Source organism: Hydrogenibacillus schlegelii (assembly GCF_001653195.1).
GTDB classification, from domain to species: domain Bacteria; phylum Bacillota; class Bacilli; order Thermicanales; family DSM-22653; genus Hydrogenibacillus; species Hydrogenibacillus schlegelii.
Genome location: NZ_JXBB01000023.1, coordinates 169,553 through 194,918, shown reverse-complemented (window position 1 = coordinate 194,918; position 25,366 = coordinate 169,553). Strand labels below are relative to the sequence as shown.

28 protein-coding genes and 1 riboswitch are annotated in these 25,366 nt (G+C 65.0%); of the genes, 9 read left to right on the top strand and 19 right to left on the bottom strand.

The window, feature by feature from the left end:
• Positions 1-376: hypothetical protein (locus SA87_RS07880; RefSeq protein ID WP_211264197.1), on the bottom strand; the 376-nt coding region annotated here is incomplete at its 3' end.
• A gap of 173 nt (positions 377-549) precedes the next feature.
• On the opposite strand from SA87_RS07880, the gene SA87_RS07875 reads away from it, so the two are divergent.
• Together SA87_RS07875 and SA87_RS07870 are read left to right on the top strand one after the other, a co-directional pair.
• Entirely contained in the window at positions 550-2,154 is a 1,605-nt protein-coding gene (locus tag SA87_RS07875; RefSeq protein ID WP_169816934.1) for an ABC transporter permease, read from the top strand.
• Between the two features lie 250 nt (positions 2,155-2,404).
• Positions 2,405-3,067: an ABC transporter ATP-binding protein gene (locus SA87_RS07870; protein ID WP_066201646.1), complete on the top strand. Its 663-nt coding sequence runs from the start codon at positions 2,405-2,407 to the stop codon at positions 3,065-3,067.
• 166 nt (positions 3,068-3,233) lie between these two features.
• Here SA87_RS07870 and tatC read toward each other — a convergent pair whose 3' ends face one another.
• Entirely contained in the window at positions 3,234-4,031 is a 798-nt protein-coding gene (tatC, locus tag SA87_RS07865) for a twin-arginine translocase subunit TatC (protein ID WP_066201644.1), read from the bottom strand.
• Between the two features lie 780 nt (positions 4,032-4,811).
• On the opposite strand from tatC, the gene SA87_RS07860 reads away from it, so the two are divergent.
• From SA87_RS07860 to SA87_RS07850, 3 genes are all read left to right on the top strand, one after another.
• Complete coding sequence (locus tag SA87_RS07860; RefSeq protein WP_066201640.1) at positions 4,812-5,759, top strand: carbohydrate ABC transporter permease; 948 nt, start codon at positions 4,812-4,814, stop codon at positions 5,757-5,759.
• On the top strand, positions 5,756-6,574 hold the full coding sequence (locus SA87_RS07855; protein ID WP_066201638.1) for a carbohydrate ABC transporter permease: 819 nt from the start codon (positions 5,756-5,758) through the stop codon (positions 6,572-6,574). Before SA87_RS07860 ends, SA87_RS07855 begins: the two co-directional genes overlap by 4 nt.
• Before the next feature lie 169 nt (positions 6,575-6,743).
• The gene (locus tag SA87_RS07850; RefSeq protein ID WP_066201635.1) at positions 6,744-8,168 is read left to right on the top strand and encodes an ABC transporter substrate-binding protein; all 1,425 of its coding nucleotides are present in this window, start codon (positions 6,744-6,746) and stop codon (positions 8,166-8,168) included.
• A gap of 246 nt (positions 8,169-8,414) precedes the next feature.
• Here SA87_RS07850 and SA87_RS07845 read toward each other — a convergent pair whose 3' ends face one another.
• The 11 genes from SA87_RS07845 to SA87_RS07800 all read right to left on the bottom strand — a co-directional run bounded on the left by SA87_RS07845 (position 8,415) and on the right by SA87_RS07800 (position 16,860).
• A complete protein-coding gene (locus SA87_RS07845; protein WP_169816933.1) occupies positions 8,415-8,687 on the bottom strand; it encodes an RpnC/YadD family protein in 273 nt (90 codons plus the stop codon).
• 38 nt (positions 8,688-8,725) lie between these two features.
• Entirely contained in the window at positions 8,726-9,640 is a 915-nt protein-coding gene (locus tag SA87_RS07840) for an ROK family protein (protein WP_066201629.1), read from the bottom strand.
• Positions 9,641-9,667: 27 nt separating this feature from the next.
• Positions 9,668-9,832 carry a hypothetical protein gene (locus tag SA87_RS13510; RefSeq protein ID WP_169816932.1) on the bottom strand — a complete coding sequence of 55 codons (165 nt, stop codon included), beginning with the start codon at positions 9,830-9,832 and terminating at the stop codon, positions 9,668-9,670.
• Positions 9,833-9,957: 125 nt separating this feature from the next.
• Positions 9,958-10,308 carry a hypothetical protein gene (locus tag SA87_RS07835; protein WP_066201628.1) on the bottom strand — a complete coding sequence of 117 codons (351 nt, stop codon included), beginning with the start codon at positions 10,306-10,308 and terminating at the stop codon, positions 9,958-9,960.
• A 68-nt stretch (positions 10,309-10,376) separates the two neighbouring features.
• On the bottom strand, positions 10,377-10,979 hold the full coding sequence (locus SA87_RS07830) for a hypothetical protein (RefSeq protein ID WP_066201624.1): 603 nt from the start codon (positions 10,977-10,979) through the stop codon (positions 10,377-10,379).
• Positions 10,976-11,605 carry a hypothetical protein gene (locus SA87_RS07825; RefSeq protein ID WP_066201621.1) on the bottom strand — a complete coding sequence of 210 codons (630 nt, stop codon included), beginning with the start codon at positions 11,603-11,605 and terminating at the stop codon, positions 10,976-10,978. The genes SA87_RS07830 and SA87_RS07825 overlap by 4 nt, the downstream gene beginning before the upstream one ends.
• 5 nt (positions 11,606-11,610) lie before the next feature.
• A complete protein-coding gene (locus tag SA87_RS07820) occupies positions 11,611-12,567 on the bottom strand; it encodes a type IV pilus biogenesis protein PilM (protein ID WP_066201618.1) in 957 nt (318 codons plus the stop codon).
• Between the two features lie 70 nt (positions 12,568-12,637).
• Positions 12,638-13,396: a prepilin peptidase gene (locus tag SA87_RS07815; protein ID WP_066201615.1), complete on the bottom strand. Its 759-nt coding sequence runs from the start codon at positions 13,394-13,396 to the stop codon at positions 12,638-12,640.
• A 42-nt stretch (positions 13,397-13,438) separates the two neighbouring features.
• Positions 13,439-13,942, bottom strand: coding sequence for a prepilin-type N-terminal cleavage/methylation domain-containing protein (locus SA87_RS07810; protein WP_066441801.1), 504 nt, complete (start codon positions 13,940-13,942; stop codon positions 13,439-13,441).
• A 21-nt stretch (positions 13,943-13,963) separates the two neighbouring features.
• Positions 13,964-15,172 (bottom strand): type II secretion system F family protein, encoded by a 1,209-nt coding sequence (locus SA87_RS07805; RefSeq protein WP_066201612.1) that lies wholly within the window; start codon positions 15,170-15,172, stop codon positions 13,964-13,966.
• 2 nt (positions 15,173-15,174) lie between these two features.
• Positions 15,175-16,860, bottom strand: a complete 1,686-nt coding sequence (locus tag SA87_RS07800) for a GspE/PulE family protein (RefSeq protein ID WP_066201609.1) — start codon at positions 16,858-16,860, stop codon at positions 15,175-15,177.
• Positions 16,861-17,139: 279 nt separating this feature from the next.
• Here SA87_RS07800 and SA87_RS07795 point away from each other — a divergent pair, with 279 nt between their 5' ends.
• The 3 genes from SA87_RS07795 to SA87_RS13190 are packed head-to-tail and all read left to right on the top strand — an operon-like array spanning position 17,140 to position 19,779.
• On the top strand, positions 17,140-17,508 hold the full coding sequence (locus SA87_RS07795) for a hypothetical protein (RefSeq protein ID WP_169816931.1): 369 nt from the start codon (positions 17,140-17,142) through the stop codon (positions 17,506-17,508).
• Entirely contained in the window at positions 17,505-18,068 is a 564-nt protein-coding gene (locus tag SA87_RS07790; RefSeq protein ID WP_066201603.1) for a PulJ/GspJ family protein, read from the top strand. Before SA87_RS07795 ends, SA87_RS07790 begins: the two co-directional genes overlap by 4 nt.
• Before the next feature lie 13 nt (positions 18,069-18,081).
• A complete protein-coding gene (locus SA87_RS13190) occupies positions 18,082-19,779 on the top strand; it encodes a hypothetical protein (RefSeq protein ID WP_156516509.1) in 1,698 nt (565 codons plus the stop codon).
• A 113-nt stretch (positions 19,780-19,892) separates the two neighbouring features.
• A riboswitch (cyclic di-GMP riboswitch) is annotated at positions 19,893-20,023 on the top strand.
• Positions 20,024-20,317: 294 nt separating this feature from the next.
• On the opposite strand, the gene SA87_RS13505 is transcribed toward SA87_RS13190, so the two are convergent.
• On the bottom strand, positions 20,318-20,524 hold the full coding sequence (locus SA87_RS13505) for a hypothetical protein (RefSeq protein ID WP_169793311.1): 207 nt from the start codon (positions 20,522-20,524) through the stop codon (positions 20,318-20,320).
• Between the two features lie 18 nt (positions 20,525-20,542).
• Between SA87_RS13505 and SA87_RS07780 the strand changes: the two genes are divergently transcribed.
• The gene (locus tag SA87_RS07780) at positions 20,543-21,349 is read left to right on the top strand and encodes a copper amine oxidase N-terminal domain-containing protein (protein ID WP_169816930.1); all 807 of its coding nucleotides are present in this window, start codon (positions 20,543-20,545) and stop codon (positions 21,347-21,349) included.
• A 32-nt stretch (positions 21,350-21,381) separates the two neighbouring features.
• Here SA87_RS07780 and galU read toward each other — a convergent pair whose 3' ends face one another.
• From galU to SA87_RS07755, 5 genes are all read right to left on the bottom strand, one after another.
• On the bottom strand, positions 21,382-22,287 hold the full coding sequence (gene galU, locus SA87_RS07775) for a UTP--glucose-1-phosphate uridylyltransferase GalU (protein ID WP_066201594.1): 906 nt from the start codon (positions 22,285-22,287) through the stop codon (positions 21,382-21,384).
• Between the two features lie 108 nt (positions 22,288-22,395).
• On the bottom strand, positions 22,396-22,851 hold the full coding sequence (fabZ, locus tag SA87_RS07770) for a 3-hydroxyacyl-ACP dehydratase FabZ (RefSeq protein ID WP_066201591.1): 456 nt from the start codon (positions 22,849-22,851) through the stop codon (positions 22,396-22,398).
• 129 nt (positions 22,852-22,980) lie between these two features.
• Positions 22,981-23,304: a DNA-directed RNA polymerase subunit beta gene (locus tag SA87_RS07765; protein WP_066201589.1), complete on the bottom strand. Its 324-nt coding sequence runs from the start codon at positions 23,302-23,304 to the stop codon at positions 22,981-22,983.
• A gap of 79 nt (positions 23,305-23,383) precedes the next feature.
• Entirely contained in the window at positions 23,384-24,256 is an 873-nt protein-coding gene (locus SA87_RS07760) for a flagellar hook-basal body protein (RefSeq protein WP_066201584.1), read from the bottom strand.
• A complete protein-coding gene (locus tag SA87_RS07755) occupies positions 24,256-25,296 on the bottom strand; it encodes a flagellar hook-basal body protein (RefSeq protein WP_066201582.1) in 1,041 nt (346 codons plus the stop codon). The genes SA87_RS07760 and SA87_RS07755 overlap by 1 nt, the downstream gene beginning before the upstream one ends.
• Between the last annotated feature and the right edge of the window lie 70 nt (positions 25,297-25,366).

Genomic DNA, 25,366 nt, shown 5'->3' with positions numbered 1-25,366 from the left:
AGCCCTGCTTTTTCCAGGTGACCGTCCGAAGATGCTTCTTTGGCTTGAAATCCGGAGGCCGCATTTCCTCGTGACCGTTTTCCCGGTGCTTCCGGTAGCCGGAGACGGCCTCAAAGTACTCTTCCACGACCGCTTGAGCCGACTGGGAGTGGAGCTCTTTCCAGACCTTGAAGAACTTGAATTTCGCCTTCAGCTCCCCTTCGTTCGGCCACCGGTTTTCCTTTTCCCGGATCTCCCGCGAATGCCAGACGCACGAATTCCAGATCCGGTTGGCCGCCTGCATGATCGGTTCGAACTCCGGCAGGCGGTCCGGTCCGATCGGAAACTGCCGGGTGAGCAGCAGCCGATCGGGATGGGAGGCGGAACTCCAGGCCATGCTTTTCACCTCCTTTAAGGCGAGGATACCGAAATTCGCACAAACGTTCAAGCGCCGCTTTCATCCCGCCCCCTGAAGGAGGCGGGTCTTCCCGTGGCGTACTATAAGACTATAAAATAGAATCTCGGACGGAAATCAAAATGGGAGTTCGCTGGGGACTTTTGGCCGCCGCCGTGACGGCGATCTTTATCGCTCCGGCGGCGCCTTTGATTTGGAGTCTCCTCGCCCCGCCGAGCGAACACTGGGCGTTCATCGTCCGGCACTGGCTCCTCGCCGATGCGCTGACGACGCTCGCGCTGGCAGGAATCACGGCGGGGCTCGCGGCGGGGCTCGGCACCGGCCTCGCGTGGCTGTATACGGCGTACGATTTTCCCTTCCGGCGGGGACTCGGCCGGCTGGCGCCGCTTTCGCTGGCGGTGCCGCCGTACATCGCGGCGTTTTTATACGTCGATTTTCTCAGCTTCACCGGACCGGTGCAGTCGTTTTTGCGGGACGGTCTGGGCCTTCCGCCCCAGGCGGCGTACGTGCATCTGCCGCCGGCGGCGCTCGCCGTCGGCCTGTACACGCTGTTTTTGTTTCCGTACGTGTATTGGTTCGTCCTCGGGGATCTGGCGCGGCAGGACGGGGCGGTGATCGAAAGCGCCCGGCTGCTCGGGGCGGGACCGGGACGGACGTTCGTGCGGGTGGTCGTGCCGATGAGCCGCCGGGCGATCGTCGCCGGAGCCTTTTTCGTCGCTTTCGAGGTGCTGGGGGACTACGGGCTCGCCGCCTACCTCGGCCTGGGGACGCTGTCGACGGGAATCTTTCGGGCGTGGTATCAGCTGGGGGATCTCCGGTCGGCGGAGCGGATCGCGGCGGGGTTTTTGCTTCTCCTCTTCGGGCTCGTCCTCGCGGAGCGGGCCCTCGGGCGAAAGCGACTTCCGTCGGTCCCCCGCCCCCGGCCGATCCGCCCGGTCCCCCTTCGCGGATGGAGGGCCGCCGGGGCGGTCGCCGCGTTTTTGTTCCCGATCGCGTTCGGCGTCCTGGTGCCCCTTTACGAGCTCGGGCGGCTGCTCCGGTTTGCCGTCCAGGCCGGGACGGTCGGGAGCGTCGTCGCGCCGCTTCGCCATACGCTGGCGCTCACCGTCCTCGGGGCGGTGGGGATCGTCGCGCTGGGAACGCTCCTCAGCGTCGTCGGCCGGCACGGTCCGGGGCGGTGGACGGCCGCGTTTCCCCGGATCTTTCTGGCGGCGTACGCGGTGCCGGGGGCGGTGATCGCCATCGGGGTGCTGGGACTGGCGGAGCCGCTTCGGGCGCACCTGCCGCCGGCGATCGGGGCATTTTTGTTCGGGACGCCGCTTCTCGTTCTGTACGCGTACCACACCCGCTACCTCGCCGTCGGGGTGGAGGCGATCGGATCGGCCGGGGCCCGGCTCGGCCGGCGCACCGTCGAGGCGGCGCGACTCCTCGGCGCCGGCCCGCTTCAGGCCATCTGGAGGGTGGAGTTCCCGCTGCTCCGGCCGGCCATGGGGTCGGCGGCGCTCGTCGCCGCGGTGGAGCTGGCCAAGGAGCTGCCGCTTACGCTCCTTCTCCGGCCGTTTGACTTTGAGACGCTGGCGACGGCGGCCTTCCGGTACGCCGCCGACGAGCGGCTGCCGCAGGCGGCGCTGCCGAGCCTCGTCATCGTCGGGCTGGCGATGGCGGCGACGCTCGGCTTAAGAAGCGGAGCCGGGGCAAAGCCGCCGGAGGCGCGGGGAGGCCGGGAGGAGGACGGCGACGGGGCGGGGCCGGCGCGATAAACGCGATCCTCGATCCACGTGAAGGGACGCCCTCAGGAGGAGGCAAAAACAGTGTCCGCTTCAGCAGGACGGCAGAATGGGCGGGGATGGGCGACAAAATGGACCGGACGGGCGTAAGATGCGGCCGGTCGGCCTCCCGGATCGGCAGGGCGGGCGTTCGGATCGTCCGGACGGGCGTTCGGATCGGCAGGGCGGACGCTCGGAGGGGCAGGGCGGGCGCCAGGCGGGGCATCGGGCGGAGGGATGAAAGATGACGGACGTCGCGGCGGGCGAAGCGTTCCTCGCGGTCAACGATCTCGCCTTTCGTTACGGAAAAGGGCCGTGGGTGCTGGAGGGCCTTTCTTTTTCTGTGGCCAAGGGCCGGATCGTGGCGGTGAGCGGGCCGAGCGGCCGGGGCAAGACGACGCTGCTTCGTCTCATCGCCGGGCTCGAGCGGCCGACCCGGGGAACGATCGTCCTGGACGGGCTCGTCCTGAGCACGCCGCGGCGGGTGATCCCGCCGGAGCGCCGGGGCGTCGGCATGGTGTTTCAGGATTATGCGCTTTTTCCGCACCTTTCGGTGGCGGAAAACATCGCCTTCGGCCTGTTCCGCCGGCCGCGCCCGGAGCGGGCGGCGCGGGTGCGGGAGCTTCTCCGGCTGGTCCGGCTGGAAGGAAAGGAAGAGCGATATCCGCACGAACTGTCCGGCGGGGAGCAGCAGCGGGTGGCGCTCGCCCGGGCGCTGGCGCCGGCGCCGAAGCTTCTCCTCATGGACGAGCCGTTTTCCAACCTCGACGGGGCGCTTAAGGCGGAGCTCATCGCCGATGTGAGCCGGCTTCTCCGGGAGCTGGGGATGACGGCCCTCGTCGTCACCCACGATTCGGACGATGCGGCGGCGGTCGCCGATGAAGCGCTCCGGCTCGGAGCGCCATAACAAGAGTCGATCTGAAGCGCCTGGAAGAAGGCGCTTTATTTTTGGCATGAGCGGCATGAGCATCGTGCGCGGCATGAGCGGCATGCGACTCAGGGACGGCATGAGCGGTCTGAACGAGCGGCGCGACTTGAGCGACCTCAAGGACCGGCGCGCCATCGGCGGCGCGTCACGGCCTTTTGAGGCGCGTCGCAAAAAAGAGGCCGAGTTCGTAGAGGGCGATGAGCGGAAGCGCGGCCAGGATGTGGGTGAGGACGTCCGGCGGGGTGATCATCGAGGCGATGACGTAGAGGAAGAAATAGACGTACTTGCGGATTCTTTTCAGGACGTCGAGGCGGACGACGTTCGCGGAAACGAGGACGACGATGACGAGCGGCAGCTCGAAAAAAAGGGCGATCGGCAGGGCGAGCCCGACGAGAAAGCTGAAGTATTCGGCGGCGCCGAAAAGCGGCGTGATGCCGAGCTGACCGGACAGGCGCAGGATGAAGCGGAGGATGAGCGGAAAAAGGCCCAAGCCGGCAAAGGCGAGGCCGGCGAGAAAGAGGCCGCTTGCGATGAGCCACGTCGTCTGGATGGAGAAAGGAAAGCCGGGCAGGCGATCGGGGCCGGACGGCCCCCCTCCGGCGTCGGACTCCCCCGGGTTCGGGGTTTGGGGGGTTGGAGGAAGGAAGAGTTCGCGAAGCAGCCGAAAGACGGCGAAGACGAAGGCGGGAAAGGTAACGGCGGCGGCAAACAGGGCCGCGACGCGGATGAGCATGGCGAGACCGTCGGTGAGGTTGAAGGCGACGACGGTCACCGACGGGAGGATGAGGAGGCGGAAGACGAACGGCGCCACGCCGAGTCCGACGAGCCAGGCGCCCAAAAAGAGAAAGACGATCGGCCGGAGCCGCCGGGCGATGCGGTCGCCGTGCTCGACGTACAGGCGCACCAGGCGGCGGGCCAGGGTTTGCGGTTCGATCTGAAGCATGGGGGACCCCTCCGTCGTCCGCCGATCCGTCTCGGGTCATCTTGCGGTCCGTGAGAACCCGCCTTGAGTCATTCTACCATACGGGCCGGGATGCGATCCGACCACGGACTGCCCGGTTGCCCGGCCGCGAACGCCCGTCTTTACGGTTTCTTTACGCTTTTTTAATCGATCATTTACAACCTTTTTACCGAAGATTAACCTTTCGCTTGTCCGCGTCTGTTACGATCGGGAGTGTCCGCCTTGCTTGACCATGACGGGATGGAGGGGGGAAAAGCGGTGCGGTCGGAAGAGGCCGTCCGCGAGGGGGTCGCCTCCAAGACGCTCTCACCTCCGCTCGAGGGATCGGCGCCGGAGCGAGCGCCGACACCGGCGGCGCCGGATGAGGCCAGACCGGCCCCGATGCCGGCAGCGATCCCCCCACAGGCGAGTCCGGCGCTGATGCCGACGGGAAGCCCATCACAGGCGGGCTCGACTTCGCCGACCGCGGTGCCGCCGCAGGCGCGACCGATCTCGTCGCAGAAGGCGGCCCCGGCACAGGCGGGTCAGGTCCGAACGCCGGGCACGGAGCCGGCAAGCGGACGGGCAGAGCGGCCCGTCACGGTGTCGGCAGGCGACCGAACGCCTCGACAAGGCGCGCTGCCAGCAAGCGACCGAACGCCTCAGCAAGACGCGCTATCGGCAAGCGAGCGGACGGATGGGCAAGACGCGCGGTCGACAAGCGAACGGACGAATCGGCCAGTCGCGCCGTCGACAAGCGGCGGGGCGAGCCGGCGCGTCCCAATGCCAGGGAACGACCGGACGGGACGGCCGAACGCGGCGACGATCGCCGGGAAAAGCAAGCGGGTCGGACTCGGCCTCCGGCTCGGCGAGGCGGGCACGGCGTTTTTGTTCCTGCTGCCATCCCTCGTGATCTTTGCCGCCTTCTGGTTCTATCCGCTCGCCGCCTCGATCGTCTTGAGCCTGCACCTGACGGATCCCCGGGGGCGGATGACGGCGTTTGTCGGGCTGGAGAACTTCCGGACGGTGCTCACCGATCCGTATTTTCTCGAAAGCCTCAAGACGACGGCGCTCTTTACCCTTTTTACGGTGCCGCCGACGATCGGGCTGGCGCTTTTGGCGGCGTTTTTCACCCACGTGATCCGGCGCGGGAAGGGCGCCGTCCGCTGGATGTTCGCCCTGCCGATGGCCTTTTCCGTCGGCACGGCGTCGGTCGTATGGGGGCTCCTGTTTAACCCGTCGGTCGGCCTCCTGAATGCCCTCCTGGGCCGGTTCGGTCTCGGACCCGTCTTCTGGTTGAGCGAGCCGGGCTGGGCGCTTTTTTCGGTGAGCCTCGTCACCGTGTGGCTCGGCTTCGGCTTCGCCTACGTCGTCCTCCTCGGCGGGATGGCGACGATCCCGGTAGAGATCGAAGAAAGCGCCCGCCTGGACGGCGCCGGGCTTGGAACCCGGTTTTTCCGCATCGTGCTGCCGCTTGTCTCGCCACAGCTTTTTTTCCTCGCCGTCGTGTCGGTGATCGGGGCGCTTCAGGCCTTCGGGCAGATTCATCTCCTCACCCAGGGAGGGCCGATGAACGCGACGAACGTCTACGTGTACAATCTCTACCTCGAAGCGTTCCGGAACTACCGCTTCGGCACCGCCTCCGCCATGGCGCTTCTTCTCTTCGGCCTCGTGCTGGGGCTGACCCTTCTTCAGTTCCGCCGGCTGGAAAGGCGGGTGCACTACCGGTGACGAACGCGGAACGGCTCGTCGTCGGGACGGGGCTTTTGGCCCTTCTCGGTTTCGTCCTGTTTCCGATCGTCTTTACCGTCGCGACGTCCCTCATGTCGCCGGAGGAGATGCTGTCGGGCCATCCCCACCTCCTGCCTGAGCAGCCGACCCTCGCCAACTACGCCCGCGCCCTCGCGGGGGCGCCGCTTTTGCGCTTCATAGAAAACAGCTTCCTCGTCTCGGCGGCGGTGACGGCCGGCCAGCTCGTCACGGCGAGCCTCGCGGCGTACGCTTTCGTCTTCCTTCGCTTCCCCGGCCGGACGGCCTTCTTTTTCATCGTGCTGGCGACGATGATGATTCCGTGGGAAGTGACGCTCATCCCGAACTACCTGACGATGGTCCGGCTCGACTGGCTCGACACGTATCAGGGACTCATCGTTCCGTTTCTTGCCGGCGCCTTCGGGATTTTCCTACTGCGGCAGGCGTTTCTCCAGATTCCGATGGAGGTGGTCGAGGCGGCGAAGATCGACGGGGCATCGCACTTCTGGACGTTTGCCCGCGTCGTCGTGCCGATGGCCCGGCCGGGGCTTCTCACCCTCGGGGCGTACACGTTTCTTACGACGTGGAACATGTACCTCTGGCCGCTCATCCTCACGAACGATGAGGCGATGCGGACGGTGCAGATCGGCGTCGGGATGCTGATGTTTCAGGAATTTACCGAGTGGAACACGGTGCTGGCCGGCATCGTGATCGTCCTTCTCCCGAGCGTGATCGCCCTCGCGCTCGGGCTCCGCTTCCTCATCGGGGGCCTGGGCGCCGGCGCGTTGAAGGGATGAGGGGGTGCCCCCGGGAACCGCCGGCCATCGAATCGTCGGACGGGCGAGCGCCAAAGCGCGCCAAGAGGGTGAGAGACGGAACGCCGTTAACCGCTTAATCTGCGTTATTCGCCGAACGCAGATCCAAACGCAGCTCTAAACGCAGAACCAAGCGAAAGGAGCGTTCATCATGCCTCGCTTGTGGTCCGTTCTTCGGGTTCGCCGCTCCCTCACCCTCGCGGGATGGGCCGTCCTCATCGCCGCCCTCGTCGGCTGCGGCGCCAAGCCGACCGGGACGTCGGGCGACGCATCTTCCACCGGCTCCGGCGGCGCCGGTGCCCCGGCGTCCGAAGCCCCGACGACCGGCGCGGCCGATAAGAAGCCGATCGAGATCGTCTGGTGGCACGCGATGAGCGGTCCCCTCGGCGAGGCGGTAAACGCCCTCGTCGACGAGTTCAACAAGACGCATTCCGACATCCAGGTGAAGGCCGTCTTCCAGGGGAACTATGACGAGGAACTGACGAAGCTCAAGGCGGCCCTCGGGACGAAAAACGCGCCGCACCTCGTCCAGGTGTACGAGATCGGAAGCCGCTTCATGCTGGACTCCGGCGCCGTCGAACCGATGCAGACGTGGATCGATCGGGATCACTTCGACACGAGCGACTTCGAGGAAAACATCCTCGGCTACTACACCTTCGACGGGAAGCTCTACTCGATGCCCTTCAACACGTCGAACCCGATCCTCTACTACAACAAAAATCTTTTCCGGGAGGCCGGCCTCGATCCGGACAAGCCGCCCCGGACGTTTGAAGAGGTGGCGGCGGCGGCGAAGAAACTGACGAAAGACGGCCGCTACGGCGCGTCGTTTGCCATCTACGGCTGGTTTATGGAGCAGTTTTTCGCCAACCAGGGGGCGCTCCTCGTGAACAACGGGAACGGCCGGGACGGCCTCGCGACGGAGTCGCTACTAAACGACGAAGCCGGCGTGAAGACGCTCACCTGGTGGAAGGGCATGATCGACGACGGATCGATGCTCAACCTCGGCCGGAAGACGAGCGACACGCAGCAGGCGTTCGCCGCCGGCAAGGTGGCGATGACCCTCGATTCGACGGCGGCTCTTCGGGGCATCCTGAACGCAGTCGGCGACAAGTTCGAGGTCGGCACCGGCTTCCTCCCGCGGCCGGCGGACGCGAAGGACGGCGGAGTCATCATCGGCGGGGCGAGCCTCTGGATGCTGAAGGACAAGCCGGAAGAAGAGAAAAAGGCGGCCTGGGAGTTCATCAAGTTCGTCGTCTCGCCGACGATGCAGGCGCTCTGGCACGTGAAGACCGGCTACTTCCCGGTGACGAAGGCGGCGTATGATGAGGCCATCGTCCAGGAAAACATGCAAAAGTACCCGCAATTCAAGACGGCGGTCGACCAGCTCCACGCCACGAAGCTGAGCCGCGCCACCCAGGGCGCCGTCATCGGCGTCTTCCCCGAGGCGCGACAGATCACCGAGCGGGCGATGGAAGAAGCCCTGAGCGGGAAAAAGCCGATCCAGGCGGCGCTCGATCAGGCGGCCAAAGAGATCACGGAAAAGATCCAGCAGTACAATCGTTCGATCGGAAAGTAGATCGGATTGGAAAAGTAGATCGGAAAGGAAACCGCCGCACGAACGGGAAGCGGCGAGATGCGGTCAGCGAGATGCGGCCGATGGTTCGCGCCGACGCCGTCCGGGATGGTGGGGCAACTGAACGACAAGCGCCGGAGGTAAGCTGCTCCGGCGCTTTTTTGAATTTCCCGGCCGGGGAGCTTAAGCTTCCCGGCAGGAAGGACGTGAACTTCCCGTCCGGAAAAAGTCGCCGCTTAGACGCTGGCGTCAATCCGCCCGCCCTGCCGCATCCGAAGGCGGAGGCGTTTCGCCCGATTCGCTTCGGAGCGCGGCCCTAAGCCGCCGCACCTCTTCGAGCGAAAGTTCCGTCACCTCGGCGACAAGCGCCTCGTCCAGCCCTCTTTCCAGCAGCCTGCGCGCCGTCTGACGGCGACCTTCTTCTAGACCGACTCGGCGACCCTCTTCCAAGCCCGCCCGGCGGCCCTGTTCCCGTTCCCGACGAAACGCTTCATCCAGCACGCGCTCAAAATTCGTGATCATCGCCGGCCCGAAAAACCGGCTCAACGTTCAACGTCCCATCAGCGCGCGAGGGCGCGCCTGGCCAGCTCGAAGGCGCCGATGAGGCCGGCGTCATCGCCGAGCCCCGGCGGGACGATGTAGGCATCGAGCCCCTCCGGTCCCGGCATAAGCGCCGGGTACGCGACGTAGCCGCCGAGCTTGGCCCGGACGCCCTCCCGGATGCACGGGAAGAGGTGACGCTGTTTCATCACGCCGCCGCCCAGGATGACCTTCGCCGGCGCCAGAAGGAGGACGACCGCCGTCACCGCCTCCGCCAGCGCGTCGGCGACCGGCGCCCACGCCGGATCGTCCGGCGAAAGCGCCTCCGCCGGACGGCCGGCCCGGGCGCGGATCGCCGGCCCGGAAGCGAGCCCTTCGAGGCAGTCGCCGTGGTACGGGCAGATGCCGGGAAAATCGTCCCCCGGAAGGCGCCGCACCCGGAGATGCCCGAACTCCGGATGGCCGATTCCGTGGACGATCCGCCCGCCGCTTAAGACCCCGACGCCGACGCCCGTGCCGACGGTAAAGTAGACGACGTCCCGCTCCCCCGCCGCCGCCCCGTAGGTCGCCTCCGCCAGCGCGGCGCCGGCGACGTCGGTGTCGATGGCGACCGGGACCGTGAGCGCCGCTTCCAGGCGTTTTTTCAGCGGAAAGCCGCGCCAGGCGAGCTTCGGCGTCGTCGTGATCGCGCCGTAGGTCGGGCTTTCCGGATCGAGGTCGAGCGGCCCGAAGGAGGCGACGCCGAGGGCGGCGAGCGCTTCTTGCCGCTTTTCGCTCTGCCGACGGAAAAAATCAAGGACGTCGGCGAGCGTCTCTTCCGGCTCCCGCGTCGGAATGACCGCCCGGTCGATGATCCTGGGCGGCTCGTCGGGGCCGTTTATGTGTCCGACGGCGACGACGAATTTGGTGCCGCCGGCTTCGATCGCGCCGAACATGGTCCCTTCCCCGCTTCCGTTAAGCCTTTAAGACGTCGTCTTCGAGGTCGCGGCAATTCGGATGATTCCCTTCATCACGTGCAGTTCGGGATACTTCCGCATGACTTCCGGAACTTCCTCCCAGCGGAAGGGGTGGCTGAGCAGCGGGCTGATCCGGACTTTCCCCTGCTCGATGAGAGAGGGCCGCGGCATGCAGATGCGGACTGATGAAGGAACCGAGCGCGGTCACCGATGTTCTTGATCATCGACAGGTCGGGGCAATAAGACGAAAGATAAGTTGATGCCGTCGCGACGAGACCTATCGATCCCGACTCCCCTCATGACGAAAGGCCCGTTCCTTCGAATGGTGCTCTCGACGCGGTCGGGGCGTCGGCCGGCTCGCTTAAGCTTTCACGCTGGGCGCGGAGCGCCTGAAGGCGCGCTCTGGCCGCCCGCACCTCGTTCCAGTGTTCAAAGACCGGGACCAGCAGGGCGACGAACGCCGCCGCGAACGGAAGAAGAACAAGGCGCGCACCGGTCGGCACGGCGACGACGGCAAGCGCCGCAAAAAAGAGCACCAGGACAAATGCCCCGACGACCGGCGGGCGCCAGCCGAGCCACGGGGAGAGCAGGAGCAAAGCGACGGCGACGATCCCGGCGGCGATGGCCGCCACGGCCACTCCCCCCATTGTCCCCCCTCCTTTCAATCCGAATCATTCCGCCCAAACGATCGATCCGAATCATTCCGCTCAACCGATCAAGGCGCATACGAAAAGCTGATGATGTCGACGTTCGCGCCGACCTTCCCGCCCGGCGCCGTCAAAAGCGATCCCCCCTCGCCCATCATCTCCAGCCGGCTCACCACAAGCAACCGGTCCTGGGCCTCGACCGCCTTCAGGAAGGATTCCACGGCGGCCCCGCTGCCGAACAGCGCGAGCGTCCAGCGCGTCGCCCGGACGCGATCGCTCTTTAGGGCAGCGGCGACCGCCGGAAGCGTCCCCGCGAGGTCATCCACCGCCGCGCGATCGACGGACTCGACGGCGATGCCGGTTTGGGCGGCCAGCCGATGCCAGAGCCTGATGAGTTCCGTATCCTTCGGCGCCTCCGGCAGGGCCAACGCGGCGCGGGCCGGATCGACCAGATCCACCGACTGGGAAAGCCTTCGGATCGCCTGCCCTACGGCGACGACTTCCTGCTCCAGGCGATGCCGTTCCTGCTTCGCCGCCTCGAGCGCCTGCCCCGCTTTCCACCCGACGAACGCCCAAACCGCCCCCAGCGCGACCCACAGGAGGAGAAGCGCGTACGGCGCAAGCCGGCGGGCGGACTCGGCGCGATGTTCCGCACCCGGGAAAACGGTCATGGCGCACCCCCCGCGTCGTTCATCGTCAGCGGCTCGTTGCGGTTCTCGCCCCCGGCCTCTTGAGCCTTCGCGCCTTCCGCCTTGGCGCTTTCCTTCGCGACCGTCCACTGGACCTCAAAGCGATACGTGCCGTCCTGCTCCCGAGAAATCCGGTGAAACGCCGGCTGCGCCGCGACCGGATCAAGCGGCAGATCGCGCAACCGGTCGATCGTTTCCGCCGCCGTCGACAGATCCCGCGCGTCCAGCGTGATGAGGAGCCCTTCCGCCGCCGAGTACTGAAGGCGGCCGATGCCGCTCCCCTGGGCCAGGCGCGCCCGGATGTCGGCGAACAACCGGACGACGCTGGTGCGCGACGACCGGATGGCCGCGACCGCCCGGCTGCGATCGGCGGCGCGCGCCAGACCGGCCTGCGCGCCCTGCAGTTCGGCCTCGAGCGCCTGGCGCTTGGCGGAAAGGGCGCCGGCGAGCGTTAGCTCTTCCCGGACGGCGCTCATGCGCATCTCCCACATGGACCACAGGAAAACGGCGGCAAAGGCCCAGGCGACGAGCGCCCAGACGGCGGCGTATTTCGCCCACGGCGAGGGGCGCACGCCGCCGAGAAAGTCGACCGCTCTCACGGCGCCCACCCCCCTCACGCGGTCACCGATGTTCTCGGCGCCCGGCCGCCTGCCGCCCCGGTGAATCCGGCGCGCCCTGCGGCCAGCGCGCCGTAAGCCAGCCAGTAGCCAAGCGGCGCTTCCTTCAGGCGGTCCGGGCACCGCTCGATCGCCGGATCGGGAAAATTCGCCCTGAGTTCCGCCAGGAAAGCCTCCGCCGTCCCGGTCTCATCGCAGACCCAGATGCGCTCGATGGTCCGTCCGTCCTCGTGCAGCGTCGTGCGGGTGAAGCGCTCGAGGCGCTCGACGAACGGCACATCGATCGCCCCTCCGGCCGCACCGCCGGATTCTCGGGAGAGCATCCGGATGAACTCCGGCTTCCCGCGGTCGTACAGGATGGCTTCATCGCCGGAGAGGGTCCGCACGATGAGCAGCGTCACGCCGGAAAGCGACGCTCCGGCGGCCCCAAGCGCATGACGATAGCCGTACGCCGGATGGCGCACGCCGGCGACGCGGTACCCGAGCGCCGTGAAGACATCGACGTACGCGGCGGCCGTCCTCCGCTCGACCGCCGTCACCGCCACGCGGTAGCGGTCCGGCGCCTCGTCCAAGAGATCGTACGCCAGCGCCGCGTCGGCGAGCGGCACGAGGTTGCCCAGCCGCTGTTCCGTCGCGATCAGCGCCGCGAGCTCCCGCCGGCGGACTTTGGGCAGCGTCACCGTGCGGAGGACGTAATGCCCGAGCGGCATCTGCAGCAAGACGAGCCCGCGGCGCGGACCGCCCTGCGCTTGCCAGGCGTTTAAGGCGTCAAACAACCGGAGCGGATCGCCGAGGCGATCGGTGAGGACGACGCCGCCGGGCAAGGGGATGTGCGCTTTGACGCAAAGCGCCGGTGCCCCTGGCCCGCCGCCGCATTTCTGGCGTTTGACGACGTAGACCCCCTCCGGCATGATCTGCACGCCGAGCGTCGGATAGACCCCCCATGAAGACAATTGGAGACCCCCTTTATCGGATTGAACTTTCGGATTTATCTATGATCATACGGCGACGACGCAGAAACGCTCACCACAGAGAAAAATACCAAACGACCAGATCCCGCCCGTAAAGCGACAGCACCCAGGCGGCCAGGCTGAGAAAAGGCCCGAAGGGAACGGCGTCCTTGCGCGTCTTGCGGCCGGCGGCGATGAGCGCGAGGGCCACGAAGAACCCGGATAGCGAAGCGAGGAGGATGAGCGGCAGGAGCGCTTCCGGGCCGAGGTAGAGGCCGAGGACCGCGGCGTACTTCACGTCGCCGAAGCCCATGCCGCCGCGGCTTAACGCATAGATCAGTCCAAAAACGCCGCCAAACAAGAGCCCGCCGAGGAGGATGCGGCCGATCCCCGACGGATCTGCCGCCCACCGAAGGAAAAAGAGGACCGGCGCAAAAAACAAAAGCACCGGATTCGGGATGCGCAGGCTCTTGAGATCGGCGATCGTGACGACGATGAGGAGACTCGCGAACACCGCTTCGGAAAGCGCTTCCCAGGCGGAAAGCCGCCCTTCTCGCCAGAGAAGGAACAGCCAGAGAAAAAGAGCGGCCGTCAGCGCTTCCCCCAGAGGATAAAGGAAGGAGATGCGCGCGCCGCACGCGCGGCATCTCCCTTTCTGGACGACATAACTGACGACCGGGATCAGTTCTCTCGGCGACAGGCGCGCGCCGCAGTGCGGGCACTGCGACGGCGGACGGACGATCGACCGTCCCTCAAGCGTCCGCAGGGCGACGACGTTGAGGAAGGAACCGTAGACGAGGCCGAAAAGCGTGATCAGGATGCCGTAAAGCACTTAGGTAAACTCCCTTTTGGCAAGTAAACCGTGTTCGATCATTCATGGATTGGGCTGTGGCTCTTGGGTCTGTTGCCCTGGGGTCTGTTGTCTTGAAAAGATCTGTTCCGCAGTATATTTCTCATCTACTTTCGGCGATTTAATCACAACTTGGGATAGATTTCCGTCTTTGTCGAACTCGACTTTGCTATTTTCAGCCTCAATGGGTTCCCCATACCCGTCCCTTGTATCTTTTTGCATGTACCCCTTATTTTGCAATTCTTCAAGCGTTACCACTGCGTTTTTAAAATCGCCGCCTTTCTCGCTCACGATGTACAACCGTGCCGCTTCATACATCGAGATGGCCACGCCGCGGGTCGCATCTTTCTTCGCGCTGTCGATGATCCCCCCGATCAGTGGAATGGCGATCGCGGCGATGATGCCGAGGATCACCACGACGGCAAGGAGTTCAAGGAGCGTAAACCCCGCCTCGCGCGCGCGGCGGACATCGGCTTTCCGGCGATCGGCGGCCAAAACTTCACCCTGCTTCATGACTTCGACGAACATCTTCATTCCTCCTCCCCCGGATCATCGGAGATTTTGATACAGCGTCAGCATCGGGAGCAAAACCGAAAGCATGATCACGCCGATGACGGCGGCGAGGCCGACGATCAAAAGCGGCTCGATGAGCGACTTCAGCCGCGCCACCGTATGGCGCACCTCCAGCTCGTAGAAGTCGGCGATCTTCCCGAGCACGTCGTCCAGCGAGCCGGTCTCCTCGCCGACGGCGACCATCTGCACGAGGATCGGCGGGACGGTCTTTCGCCCCCGCAGCGCGCGGGACAACGATTGCCCGTCGCGAAGCGCCGTCTTTACCGCTTCGAGGTCACGCGCCACCGCCCGGTTTTGCACCACCTCTCCGGCGATCGTCAGCGCCTCCATCGTCGGCACGGCCGAGGCATAGAACGTGGCCATCGTCCGGGCGAAGAGCGCCATCGCCCCTTTTTGCGCGAGCGGGCCGACGACCGGCAGGCGGAAGCGCAGGTCGTCCCAAAGCCTCCTCCCTTCTTCCGTCCGGATCCAGGCCGCCGCGCCGATGGCCACGAGAACCGCCCCGCCGAGCCACGCGTACCAGAAGCGCGCGAGCGCCTCGCTTACCGTAAGCGTCCAGACGGTGATCGCCGGAAGCGGCACGCCGAGGTCCGCGTACAGGGCGGTAAAGCGCGGGATGACAAACGTCAGCATGAAGAGGACGGCCAGGGCGGCGACGACGGCGACGATGACGGGATAGGTGAGCGCGGACTTGATCTCCTCGCGCGTCGAAAGCTGGCGCTCGTAAAAATCGGCGGCGCGCGTGAGCGTCTCATCGAGCTGTCCCGACACCTCTCCGGCGCGCACCATGGCGACGAAAAAACGCGGGAAAAAGGCCGGGTGCTCGCCGATCGCCTCGGCGAACGACCGCCCGCTTCTCAGCGCCTCCGCGACCGCGGCGAGGACGCGGCGAAAGCGGCGATTCGCCGTCTGCTCATACAGCAGGGTGAGCGCGCGCACGACCGGCACCCCGGCGCGGAGGAGCGCGGCGAGCTGCCGGGTGAAAAAGACGAACTCCTTTCCCTTCACCGGCGGCGCAAGGTAAATCTCCCGGTCCAGCGCGCTCACCCGCGGTTCGCGCACATCGAGGACGATGAGGCGCTGCTCGCGAAGCTTTTCCGCCGCCTCGCGAAGCGTCGCCGCCTCCACTTTCCCCCGCACGCGCTTACCCTTTGGGTCACGGGCCACGTAGACGAACGCCGGCATCGCTAGGCCCCCTCGTCAAATCCCGCAAAGCCGATTTCGGAGAACACTTCTTCCAGCGTCGTCTCCCCTGCCGCCACCTTCTCCAGGGCGTCCTCGATGAGCCGTCGCATGCCCCGCGCCCGCGCGTGCTGCAGGATGTCCTGCGCCTCGGCCCCTTCGGCAATCATCCGCTTGGCCCGCTCGTCGAGGACGAACACCTCGTGGACGGCGAGACGGCCGTAGTAGCCGGTAAAACCGCACGTCGGACAGCCGCTTCCGCGCTGGAGCATATCCACGTCGCCGTACCCGAAACGGGACAGCACGAGCGCCTCATCTTCCGTCGGCCCCCGACGCACCCGACATTCGGGGCAAACCCGCCGCACGAGCCGCTGGGCGACGACGCCGTTTAACGCCGCGGCGATCAAGTACGACGGGATGCCCATGTCGCGCAACCGGTCGACCGCCCCCACGGCGTCGTTCGTGTGCAGCGTCGACAGGACGAGGTGTCCGGTGAGCGCCGCGCGCACGGCGATCTCCGCCGTCTCGAGGTCGCGGATTTCGCCCACCATGATGATGTTCGGATCCTGCCTAAGGATCGCCCGAAGCCCGCTGGCGAAAGTGAGCCCCGCCTGCGGGTTGACGTTCACCTGGTTGATCCCCTCGATCTCATACTCGACCGGATCTTCGATCGTGATGATGTTCCGCGCTTCCTGATTGAGCCGGTCGAGCAGGGCGTAGAGCGTCGTCGATTTGCCGCTTCCCGTCGGGCCGGTGATGAGCACCATGCCGCTCGGCCGGTCGGTGATGGCGACGAGCCGCTTGAAGTTGTCTTCCGCCAAACCGAGATCCTCCACCCGGCGTACGCCGCGCGACTGATCGAGGAGGCGCAGCACGATTTTCTCCCCGTGCAGCGTGGGCAGCACCGACACGCGGATGTCGATGTCCCGCCCGTCGACGACGAGGCGGAAGCGCCCGTCCTGCGGCCGGCGGCGCTCGGCGATGTTGAGGTCGGCGACGATCTTGATCCGCGCGGCGACCATCTGCATCACGCGCCGGGAGATCGTCTGCTCGCGGCGGAGTTTCCCGTCGATGCGAAAGCGGACGGTGGCGCCCTCGACGAACGGATCGAAGTGGATGTCGCTCGCCCGAAGGCGGACGGCGCGTTCGATCGTCTGCGTCACAAAGCGGACGATCGGCGACGCTTCGTCGTAAATCTCTTCTTCCCGAAGGGCCTCCTCCCCCTGGGCCATCTCTTCGACGACCTCGTTCTCCGGCCCGTAGAGGCGAGCGAGCGCCGTCGCGAACTCGTCGGGGCTGATCAGCGCCGGGCGGACGGCAAGTCCGGTGATCAGCTCGATGTCGTCGATGGCGTAATAGTCGAGCGGATCGACCATCGCCAGCGACAAGACGTTCCCCTGTCGATCATACGGGATGACGCGGTACTTCCGGGCCAACGCCTCGGGCACGATTTGGGCCAATGCCGGCGAAAGCGCCTGGCGCGACAACCGGACGTGGGGGATGCCGAGCTGCTTCTCCAGGACGGCATAGAGCGCCTCGGGGGTGATCAGTCCCCGGCGAATCAAAATGTCGCCCAGCCGCTCTTTCGTCCGCCGCTGTTCGGCAAGCGCTTCCGCCAACGCCTCTTCGGTGATCGCTCCGCTCTGGAGCAAAAGATCACCCAGGCGCAAGCGTGCCCGTGAGGCCGTCAAGATCCTTCCTCCTTTCGGAGGATGTTGAGCCCATTATATAGGAAAAGCGTCCTATTTGTCACTCCCTTTTCGCTTCGTTCTTCATTATAATTTTAGTACACGACGACGGGTCGATGATCCCATTCTGAGTGGGGACGTGCCTTGAAACGCATCGATTTAATAAACAGGGAACGAACAGGGGACCAAACGAAAAGCCATGCATGTTCGCCGATTTGCGCGACGCGGGCGTTCACGCTGGTCGAAGTTTTGGCGGCGCTTCTCCTCCTCACCGTCGTCAGTTTGATCGTGCTCGGCCTGGTCCTCGGATCGACACAGATCAATGCCCTAAGCCAAGACAAGAGAGAGGCCCTGCACGTCGCCCTGGCGATCGTCGAAGCGTACCGCAAGCTCTCTGCGGAGGATTTGGACGACGAAATCCAAACATCGCCCGCCTGTGCCTCCGCCCCCGATCCGACCCCGGGATGGCACGTTCCGCCGGAGCCGCGTCTGAACGGGATCCCGGATCGTCTATTGTCCCGCTACAACATCTGCGTCAAACTTGAACCGTACCGGAACAATACCGACGCGCCGCTGTACAACCTCGCCGTACGGGTCAAAGGGCCTATGGGCGAGGTCACGCACGAAGCGCTCGTCGGAGGAAGGCGGTGAAAGGGGTGAACTCCCCTCAATGCATTGAGCGTCCCTCTTCTTCCGAGCATGAGGCGGGGCTCACGCTCGTCGAGCTGCTCGCCGCCCTCTCCCTCTCCGCGGTGGTGATGCTGGCTTCCGCGTTCATCGTGTTGGCCGTAGGACAAACTCAAGCCCGACTGACCCGCGATCTGGAAGTCGAAAGAGAAGTCGACGTCATCACCCACATGATCGAACGGCAGGTGAAAGACGCAACCCGCCTCGAACCCGTCCCGGAACAAGCGTCCGGCGCCGTCCGGGCCTTCCGGGCCGTCAAAGAAGAAAACGCCCAGAAGATCGTCCGGCAGTTTACGCTTACCGAGAGCGGGCTAAAGCTTGAGACGTGGACGGAAACGCCCGACAATCAACAAGTCAACAGGCATGAAACGACGCTGCCCTTGCGTTTCTGCAGCGATCAGACGGCTTCCGGCGACCGGACGTCTTTTGAAATAAACGGCGGAATGATTGCGATGAATCTTGTTTGTCAGATCGATTGGGGAACAGAAAAACGTTTTTTCCGCATCGTCTCTGTCTTGCCTTAGGGGGTGATCATCAATGGACCGGACTAAACATCAGAACGCCAAAACATTTGCTTATGCACTTCCACTTGCCTTAATCCTTCTCCTCTTTGCGAGCGTTACGGGGCTGGCGCTGGTGAGCCTGACGATCACGTCTGCTTCAATCGGTGCGAAAGAGGACAACGCCCTGCGTGCCCAATCGATGGCCGACGACGGCCTTGTCTACTGGGAAGCAAACTTCGATCAGAAAATAAAAGAAGCCGGCAACGTCGATCCTTCCGCCGCCGACCGAACACTCAAGCAAATCGTAGCGTCCATCACGCCGCCCGATAACGCAGGATTTACGCTAGAAAAATCGGTCTCACCGATCAACGGCGACCAGCACGGCAATATAGATCCGAATGTCTACTCGGCCTACGTTACCGTCACCGTAAAAGGCACGTACGGCGCAAGCGAACGAAAAATTACCCGGACGTACCTGGTAACCACTGTGGCCAAACCGTTCATGTTTGCACTTGTGACGGACGGAAAGTTGTCCTTTAACGGTGCAGCGTATGTGGAAGGGGACGCTTTGATCACCGGCCCGCTCGAATCATCGCCGTATGCCCATTATGATTGGGGGCTGTTCGGCGGGGACACGAAAAGAACCGGCTATTCCGCACTGAAAGGGAAACTCTATTCCGAACGCGATCACATCATTTTGACCCATTACAAACGGTTGTTCGGCAGTCGGGTAAAGGAACAGCTCCCGTTGACACCCGAAAACTTACAGAAAGGTTTTGTCGTCCCGCCGACGCTGTCGCACGGAACGGTTGAAAAACAGACCATACCGGTGATGCAATTGGTTTTGGAAAAAGAAAACCAGAAGCCTTTGCTTGCAGAGGACGTTGTGTACAAAAAATGTATAAAACGGGATAATCGAGGAAACTGCACGCATTGGGAGACAGATTTGGATGTTAATACACAAGATATTGAATTAATGAACATTCTAAATAAAAATAGAGGACTTTGGGTTAAGGGCAAATTAGAGATAAAACCCAACGTTAGCCTCATCGTAAACGGTGATTTGCTTGTTGAAAAAGACCTGATCATCAGAAAAGGCGCTTCTCTAAGCGTTTGGGGCGGCAATGTTTACGTCGGCGGGAAAGCGGAAGTGCAAGGGGATGGTGCGGCTCGTAGCACTTTACAACTTAATCCCGGCCAATGGATGTATGTAGCAAAGGACACCCTCATGAAGGACGCTTATTTCCAGGGAACGCTTTATTCAAAAGGGAACGTAAGGATTCAAGAGAACCTGTGGTATCGAAGCACGATCTACACCGCTGGTGAAGCCACGATCGAAGACTTTAAGATGCAGGATAATAACTTTACGATCGTTGCTGCCGACAAAGAGGTGCTCGTCAAAAACAATAACCTCTTTAACAGCCAACCGCTCGTGATGAACGCTTATTTTTATTCAAACCAGGATATAACGCTTTACGGCGTCGGCTCAAATATCGAAATCCACGGCGGCGTCATGGGAAGGAATGTGATACTGAACGCCGCAAAAGGAAAAACTTGGGAATGCTGGTTCGGTCTCGACATTTGTTTTGAAGAACCGCAGGAACAGCTGCCGATCGAACGGTCCCGCCTGAAGATCTTTTATAATCCCGACGTCATTCTTAATCCGCCTTCGGGAATTTATCAGCCGGGTCCGTTGACATATAAAGTGCATTCAACGTCACTCCAAGATTAAATGAACCATTCCAATACGACGGTCTGCGCTTCGTCGTCTCCATGGATGACCAAGTCGCCAAAAAGAATACATTGTCGACATCCGTGCGGGTCTTCTTGTATAATAGACGCACAATCCGCTCAGGGCAAACGGCGCGAAAGCGCCGGGCGCAAAGCTATAGGGGCTAAAGTCTCGTCGGGGCGACCGATGGCACGTGAAACGGAACGCGGCATCGCCGACGGGGCCATGCCAGCCAGCTGCCGGATTCCACACGCGTGTCTGAGACCTCAGACCATGCGCGCGAGTTCACGGCAGCTCGCGCGTTTTCGTTTTCCGGCAGCGCCCTTCAAGCGGATTCCCGTTTCGGTGCTCACGTTTTAAAAACCTTCAAGAGGAGGGAAGGGCGTTGCGGTCGGTCCATCGTCTCTTGGTCGTCGTGCTGGCGCTGATCTTCGCCTTCGCTCACTCCGGTGCCGCGCTCGAACCCGTTCGAGCGGCTTCTCAGGACACTTCGGCGGTTTCCCCGTCCTCCAATGAAACCCAAGCGCCGCCTCCGTCTTCACAAGAACCGACGCCTTCTCAAAAACCGAGCGCCCCGGAGCCGACCGATCAAGCCGGCCACGTCTCGAGCGGCAAGCAGAACAAAGACGAAAACGTGGACGAAGACGAAGACGAAGACGAAGACAAAGACGAAGATGAGGATGAGGATGAGGATGAGAAACAGAAAGTTGAATTGAAAAAGGAGCGCAAAAAAGAACAAAAGCATCTCAAAAAGCTCGAAAAGGTGGAAGAAAATTACCGGAAGGGATTGGAAAAAGCCCTCGAAAAGGTGAAGGGCACGCCGGCCGAACCGATCATTCAACGCCTGAACGACGCGACGCTCGAAGAACTGCAAAATTTATTGGCTCTCTTGAAAGGCGAAAGCGGCGCCAACCCCGCCGCGAACGAGCAAAATCCCGCCGGGCAGCCTGAGGACGAACGGACAAACCTCGAAAACGCGCTGAAAGCGCTGGACGACGACACGCTCGATGCCGTTTTGACGCAATCCGCCCTCGTCAAGCTCGCCGAGCGGTCCGTCAAAGAGCAGGCCGAAGTCTTAAAAGAGATCGTCGAGGTCTACGAGAAGCTGGGCAAGCGGAAGGCGGCCCTCGCCGCGCAGGAAGAGCGGCTTCGGCGCGATCCCAAAGACCGGGAAGCGTACGAGAAGCTCGGCCGGTTGCTCAAAACGTCCGGGGCGGCACAAGGCATCCGCGTCTACGTCAACGGCGAGCTTCTCGCGTTTGACGTCGCCCCCAAGGTGGAAAACGGACGCACGCTCGCGCCCATTCGCGCCATCGCCGAAGCCCTCGGGCTCACCGTCACGTGGAATGAACGGACGCGCGAAGTGACGCTGGCGAACGGCGAAAAGACGATTACCTTGCAGATCGGCAACCCCACGGCCAGGATCGACGGGCAGGCCGTCGCCCTCGACGCGCCGCCGACGGTCGAACGAGGACGGACCCTCGTTCCTCTCCGCTTCGTCTCCGAAGCGCTCGGGGCGGGCGTCGACTGGGTGCCGGAGGGGCAAGTCGTCGCGGTCACGACGCCGTAAGCATGTCCTGATCACGAAAAAGCGCCCAAGCCTCATTCGGCTTGGGCGCTTTTCGCTTTGAGTTCCACCGATTCCCGGGCCACCACAGCGCGGAGATACGCCAGCACGTCGGCGCGCAGATCGTCCCGCATGAGGGCGAACTCGATCGTCGTCTGGATGAAGCCGAGCTTTTCTCCGACGTCGTAGCGCGTCCCCTCGAACTCGTAGGCGTAGATCGCCTCGTGTTCGTTCAGCCGGGCCAAAGCGTCGGTGAGCTGGATCTCGCCGCCGGCGCCGGGCGGAAGGTCGTCCAGGATCTCGAAGATCCGCGGCGTGAGGATGTAGCGGCCCATGATGGCGAGGTTCGACGGCGCCGCGTCGACGGGCGGTTTTTCCACGAGGTGCGACACGGCGTAGACGCGCGGGGCGAGCTCCTTCCCGGCGACGATGCCGTAGCGGGAGACCGCTTCCCGCGGCACGGGCTTCACGCCGAGGATCGACGCCCGATAGCGCTCGTACTGCTCGATCATCTGCCGGAGAGCCGGCTTGTCCGCGACGACGATGTCGTCGCCGAGGAGGACGGCGAACGGCTCGTCGCCGACGAATTTCCGCGCCGACCAGATGGCGTGCCCGAGCCCTTTCGGTTCCTTCTGCCGGATGTAGTGGATGTCGGCGAGCTGCGTCGGTCGGACGACTTCTTCGAGGAGCTCCCATTTGCCCTTCGCCCGAAGATTCTGCTCGAGCTCCGGCGAGACGTCAAAATGATCCTCGATCGCCCGCTTGCCTTTGCCGGTGACGATGATGATGTCCTCGATGCCCGACGCAACCGCCTCTTCGATGATGTACTGGATCGTCGGCTTGTCGACGATCGGGAGCATCTCCTTGGGCATCGCCTTCGTCGCCGGCAAAAACCGCGTCCCGAGCCCGGCGGCCGGGATGATCGCTTTGCGGATGACCATGGCGGCACCTCTTTCGACGGGGATCCGGCAGGCCAAGCCCGGCCCGCCTCGGCTCCAACGTTTCGTTCGCGCCGGCTAAACCCCCGACCGGCCCGATCCTCTTTCGGGTCAGCGGGCGGCATCCGTCCCCGGCCGCGCCGCCGCCCGGACGGCAAAGAGGAGCGTCCCTTCGGCGGCGACCTCGCCATCGACCGTCGCCACGCCCCGGCCGCGGCCGATCGGCCCCTTCATCCGCTCGATCTCGACCGCAAGGTAAAGCACGTCCCCCGGCCGAACCGGCCGACGAAAGCGGACGCCGTCGAGGCCGGCGAAGAGGGGGAGCTTCCCGCGGTAGTCCTCGTGGCTCAACAGGGCAAAGGCGCCGACCTGCGCCAGCGCCTCGACGATGAGGACGCCGGGCATGACCGCATAGCCCGGAAAGTGGCCGATGAAATACGGTTCGTTTATCGTCACCGCCTTGATCCCCTCCGCCCGCACCCCCGGCTCGACGGCGAGGATCCGGTCGACGAGAAGAAACGGCGGCCGGTGCGGAAGCACCGCCTGGATGTCTTCGATCGTGTGCATGCAGACGCCTCATTTCCCAGGAAATGGTTCACCCCGGCCCGCCCGAAGCGACGATCGGCGTCGACCGGAAAAGCGGTCGGGGAAAGCCGCCGCGACCCGAGCCGAAACGTTCGGGCGAGGACGGACGCGTCATCCGAGGATGATGGCGAGGAGATGCCACCACGTCGCGGGATGGAACGCCTCCCACCACGCCGTCCGGCGGCCGAGAACGGCATAGCCCAAAACGAGGCCGAGCCCGAAGGCGAGCGCTGCCGTCAGGGCAAACATCCCGACATCCGCCCGGCGCCGGCGCCGGCGGGAGGGCGGGCGGTTCCCGCCGCCTCCCGCCGCGGCGCCGCCGGAGGCGTTCGCGGCGTTCCGCCCGGAAGCGAGCCGGCCGCCCGGCGGCCGCCCGGCGCCGGAACCGTCTCCGGTCCGTCCGCTTTCGGGGAATCGTGGGTCGAAATCCCGCATTCCGCCGCTCCTTTCGCGTCGACGTTCCCGCCGACGTTCGCTTCGCAGGGTGCACCGGGGCTCCGCTTTCAAGCCCCGTTTAACGGTTCCGCCCTCCGAGCTCATCGCTTAAGCCGTCCATCTCGTCCGTCTGAACGGCGAGGCGGGCGAGAAGCCCCGTATGCCGGAGGGCAAGGAGGGCCCCGGTGAGCTCCGTCCCGAGGTCGACGGCGGACCGCTCGAGGGCGCCCTGGACGATGCGGGCCCGTTCGGTTCCCCGGAGGGCCGCCGGCACCGGCTCCGCCGCCGGCAGGCCCCCCGCCGGAAGCGCGCCGGGGCCGGTCGGAGCGAAGAAGGCGCCGTCGCCGAGCGCCCGGAGCGCATCCGGCCGATGGACCCGGTAGAGGGCGAGCCGCTGCCCGGTCGCCACGACCGCGCCGTCCGCCGTCCGCGTGAAGACCGCCCCGTCCGGCCGGACGACGAGGCCGGCGGCGTCACGGGGAATCGACACCGGAGCGCCGTTGTCGTCGAGCACAAACGCCCCCCGGCCATCGACGAGGAAAAGCCGCCCGTCCGGCGCAGGCGAAAGGGAAAACCGCCCGCCGCGGGCGAGGACGACGCCGCCCGGCGGGTCTCCTTCCGGCGGCCGGAGGCGGAACCAGCCCTCCCCTTCGATCGCGAGATCGGTCGGCTCGCCGGTCGAGACGAGGACGCCGGCCAAATCCGTGCGCAGAAAGGTCCCGCCGGCGCCGGCGCCGCCGCCCAGGCGGACGCCTTCCGGCGTGAGGCGGCTCTGGCCCGCCGTCTCGCCGCCGGGCTGGTTCTGATACGCGTCGTACAACAGCGTCTGAAAGGCGACATCCCGCGGCTTGGCGCCGACCGTATCGGCGTTGGCGACGTTGTGGGCGGCCGCATCGAGGCGCGCCTGGGCCGCCAGAAGGCCGTGCCGGACGGCGATGAGGCTTCGCTCCATCAGACCTTCCCCACCTCGTTGATGAGCCGGTTCAGCGTCCCGTCGGCGGCGAGAAGCGCCCGCTGATTGGCTTCGAAGTACCGATACGCCGCCATCGCTTCGGTCATCGCCCGGGCGAGGTCGACGTTGGCCGCCTCAAAAGCGCCCCGCTCGATCCGCACCGCCCCGAGAGGAAAGCGCCCGTCGAGGCCGGCCCAGACCGGGGCGCCGCCCATGCGGAAGCGGTTCCCGCCGTCTTTGACGAGGCCGGTGACCGCCGGCACGTCCGGCGCCGGATCGTTCCCCGCCGGAAGGCGCCGGTCGGCGAAGACCGCCACCGCCGGCCGATAAGCGAGGGAAAACGCCGGCGCCGCCGGATCGACGAGGCGGATCCGGCCGCCTTCCTCGACCCGCACGTCGTAGACGGCCGCGCCGAAGCGGACGGACAGCGGGTGCGGCGCTCCGATCGGAAGACCGTCCGGCCCTTCGTCGACGACGAGCAGCCGGTCGCCGGCGGACGTCGCCAGATACCCTTCCGGGTCGATCGTAAGCCGGCCGTCCCGGGTGTAGGCGACCGTCCCGGCCGGCGAGCCGGCCGGCTGCACGGCGAAAAACGGGATCCACCGGGGAGCCCCCGGCCCGCGAACCCCCTCCGGCAGCGCCGTCGGATCGAGATCGGCGACGAGGGCGAGATCAAGGGGCCGGCCGGTGGCGACGATCGGTCCGGACTCAAAGCGCGGAACGATCTCATGGATGTAGACGCCGGCGTAAGTCGAACCGATCCCGACCGGCGTCGGCGCCTGTGCGCCGGTCGGGCCAGGGCCCACCCCGGTCCCGGCGCCGGCGGGGGCCGGGATGGGACCGGCGCCGACGCCGGCCGGACCGACCCCCGGGCCGGGGTCGCGAAGCCGGGCGAGGAAAAGCTCCGGAAAGGCCCGGCTGATCGCCTGATCGGCCCGATAGCCGGCGGTCTCGAGGTTGGCGAGGTTGTCCGCGACGACTTCCGTCCGACGCCGCCCGGCGAGCAGTCCCGACGCGGACGCTTCGATCCCCCGGATCACTTCGACTTCCCCCTTTCGCCCGGGTCGGCCCCGGGCCGTTCTCCGTCCCGATCGTCCGACCGCCCGGATC

Coding starts and splice junctions, on each gene's coding strand:
- SA87_RS07870 (WP_066201646.1), top strand. CDS start 2,405: ATGACGGACGTCGCGGCGGGCGAAGCGTTCCTCGCGGTCAACGATCTC.
- tatC (WP_066201644.1), bottom strand. CDS start 4,031: ATGCTTCAGATCGAACCGCAAACCCTGGCCCGCCGCCTGGTGCGCCTG.
- SA87_RS07860 (WP_066201640.1), top strand. CDS start 4,812: ATGCCAGGGAACGACCGGACGGGACGGCCGAACGCGGCGACGATCGCC.
- SA87_RS07850 (WP_066201635.1), top strand. CDS start 6,744: ATGCCTCGCTTGTGGTCCGTTCTTCGGGTTCGCCGCTCCCTCACCCTC.
- SA87_RS07845 (WP_169816933.1), bottom strand. CDS start 8,687: ATGATCACGAATTTTGAGCGCGTGCTGGATGAAGCGTTTCGTCGGGAA.
- SA87_RS07840 (WP_066201629.1), bottom strand. CDS start 9,640: ATGTTCGGCGCGATCGAAGCCGGCGGCACCAAATTCGTCGTCGCCGTC.
- SA87_RS13510 (WP_169816932.1), bottom strand. CDS start 9,832: ATGCCGCGGCCCTCTCTCATCGAGCAGGGGAAAGTCCGGATCAGCCCG.
- SA87_RS07835 (WP_066201628.1), bottom strand. CDS start 10,308: ATGGGGGGAGTGGCCGTGGCGGCCATCGCCGCCGGGATCGTCGCCGTC.
- SA87_RS07830 (WP_066201624.1), bottom strand. CDS start 10,979: ATGACCGTTTTCCCGGGTGCGGAACATCGCGCCGAGTCCGCCCGCCGG.
- SA87_RS07810 (WP_066441801.1), bottom strand. CDS start 13,942: ATGTTCGTCGAAGTCATGAAGCAGGGTGAAGTTTTGGCCGCCGATCGC.
- SA87_RS07805 (WP_066201612.1), bottom strand. CDS start 15,172: ATGCCGGCGTTCGTCTACGTGGCCCGTGACCCAAAGGGTAAGCGCGTG.
- SA87_RS13190 (WP_156516509.1), top strand. CDS start 18,082: ATGGACCGGACTAAACATCAGAACGCCAAAACATTTGCTTATGCACTT.
- SA87_RS13505 (WP_169793311.1), bottom strand. CDS start 20,524: ATGCTTTTGTTCTTTTTTGCGCTCCTTTTTCAATTCAACTTTCTGTTT.
- galU (WP_066201594.1), bottom strand. CDS start 22,287: ATGGTCATCCGCAAAGCGATCATCCCGGCCGCCGGGCTCGGGACGCGG.
- fabZ (WP_066201591.1), bottom strand. CDS start 22,851: ATGCACACGATCGAAGACATCCAGGCGGTGCTTCCGCACCGGCCGCCG.
- SA87_RS07765 (WP_066201589.1), bottom strand. CDS start 23,304: ATGCGGGATTTCGACCCACGATTCCCCGAAAGCGGACGGACCGGAGAC.
- SA87_RS07760 (WP_066201584.1), bottom strand. CDS start 24,256: ATGGAGCGAAGCCTCATCGCCGTCCGGCACGGCCTTCTGGCGGCCCAG.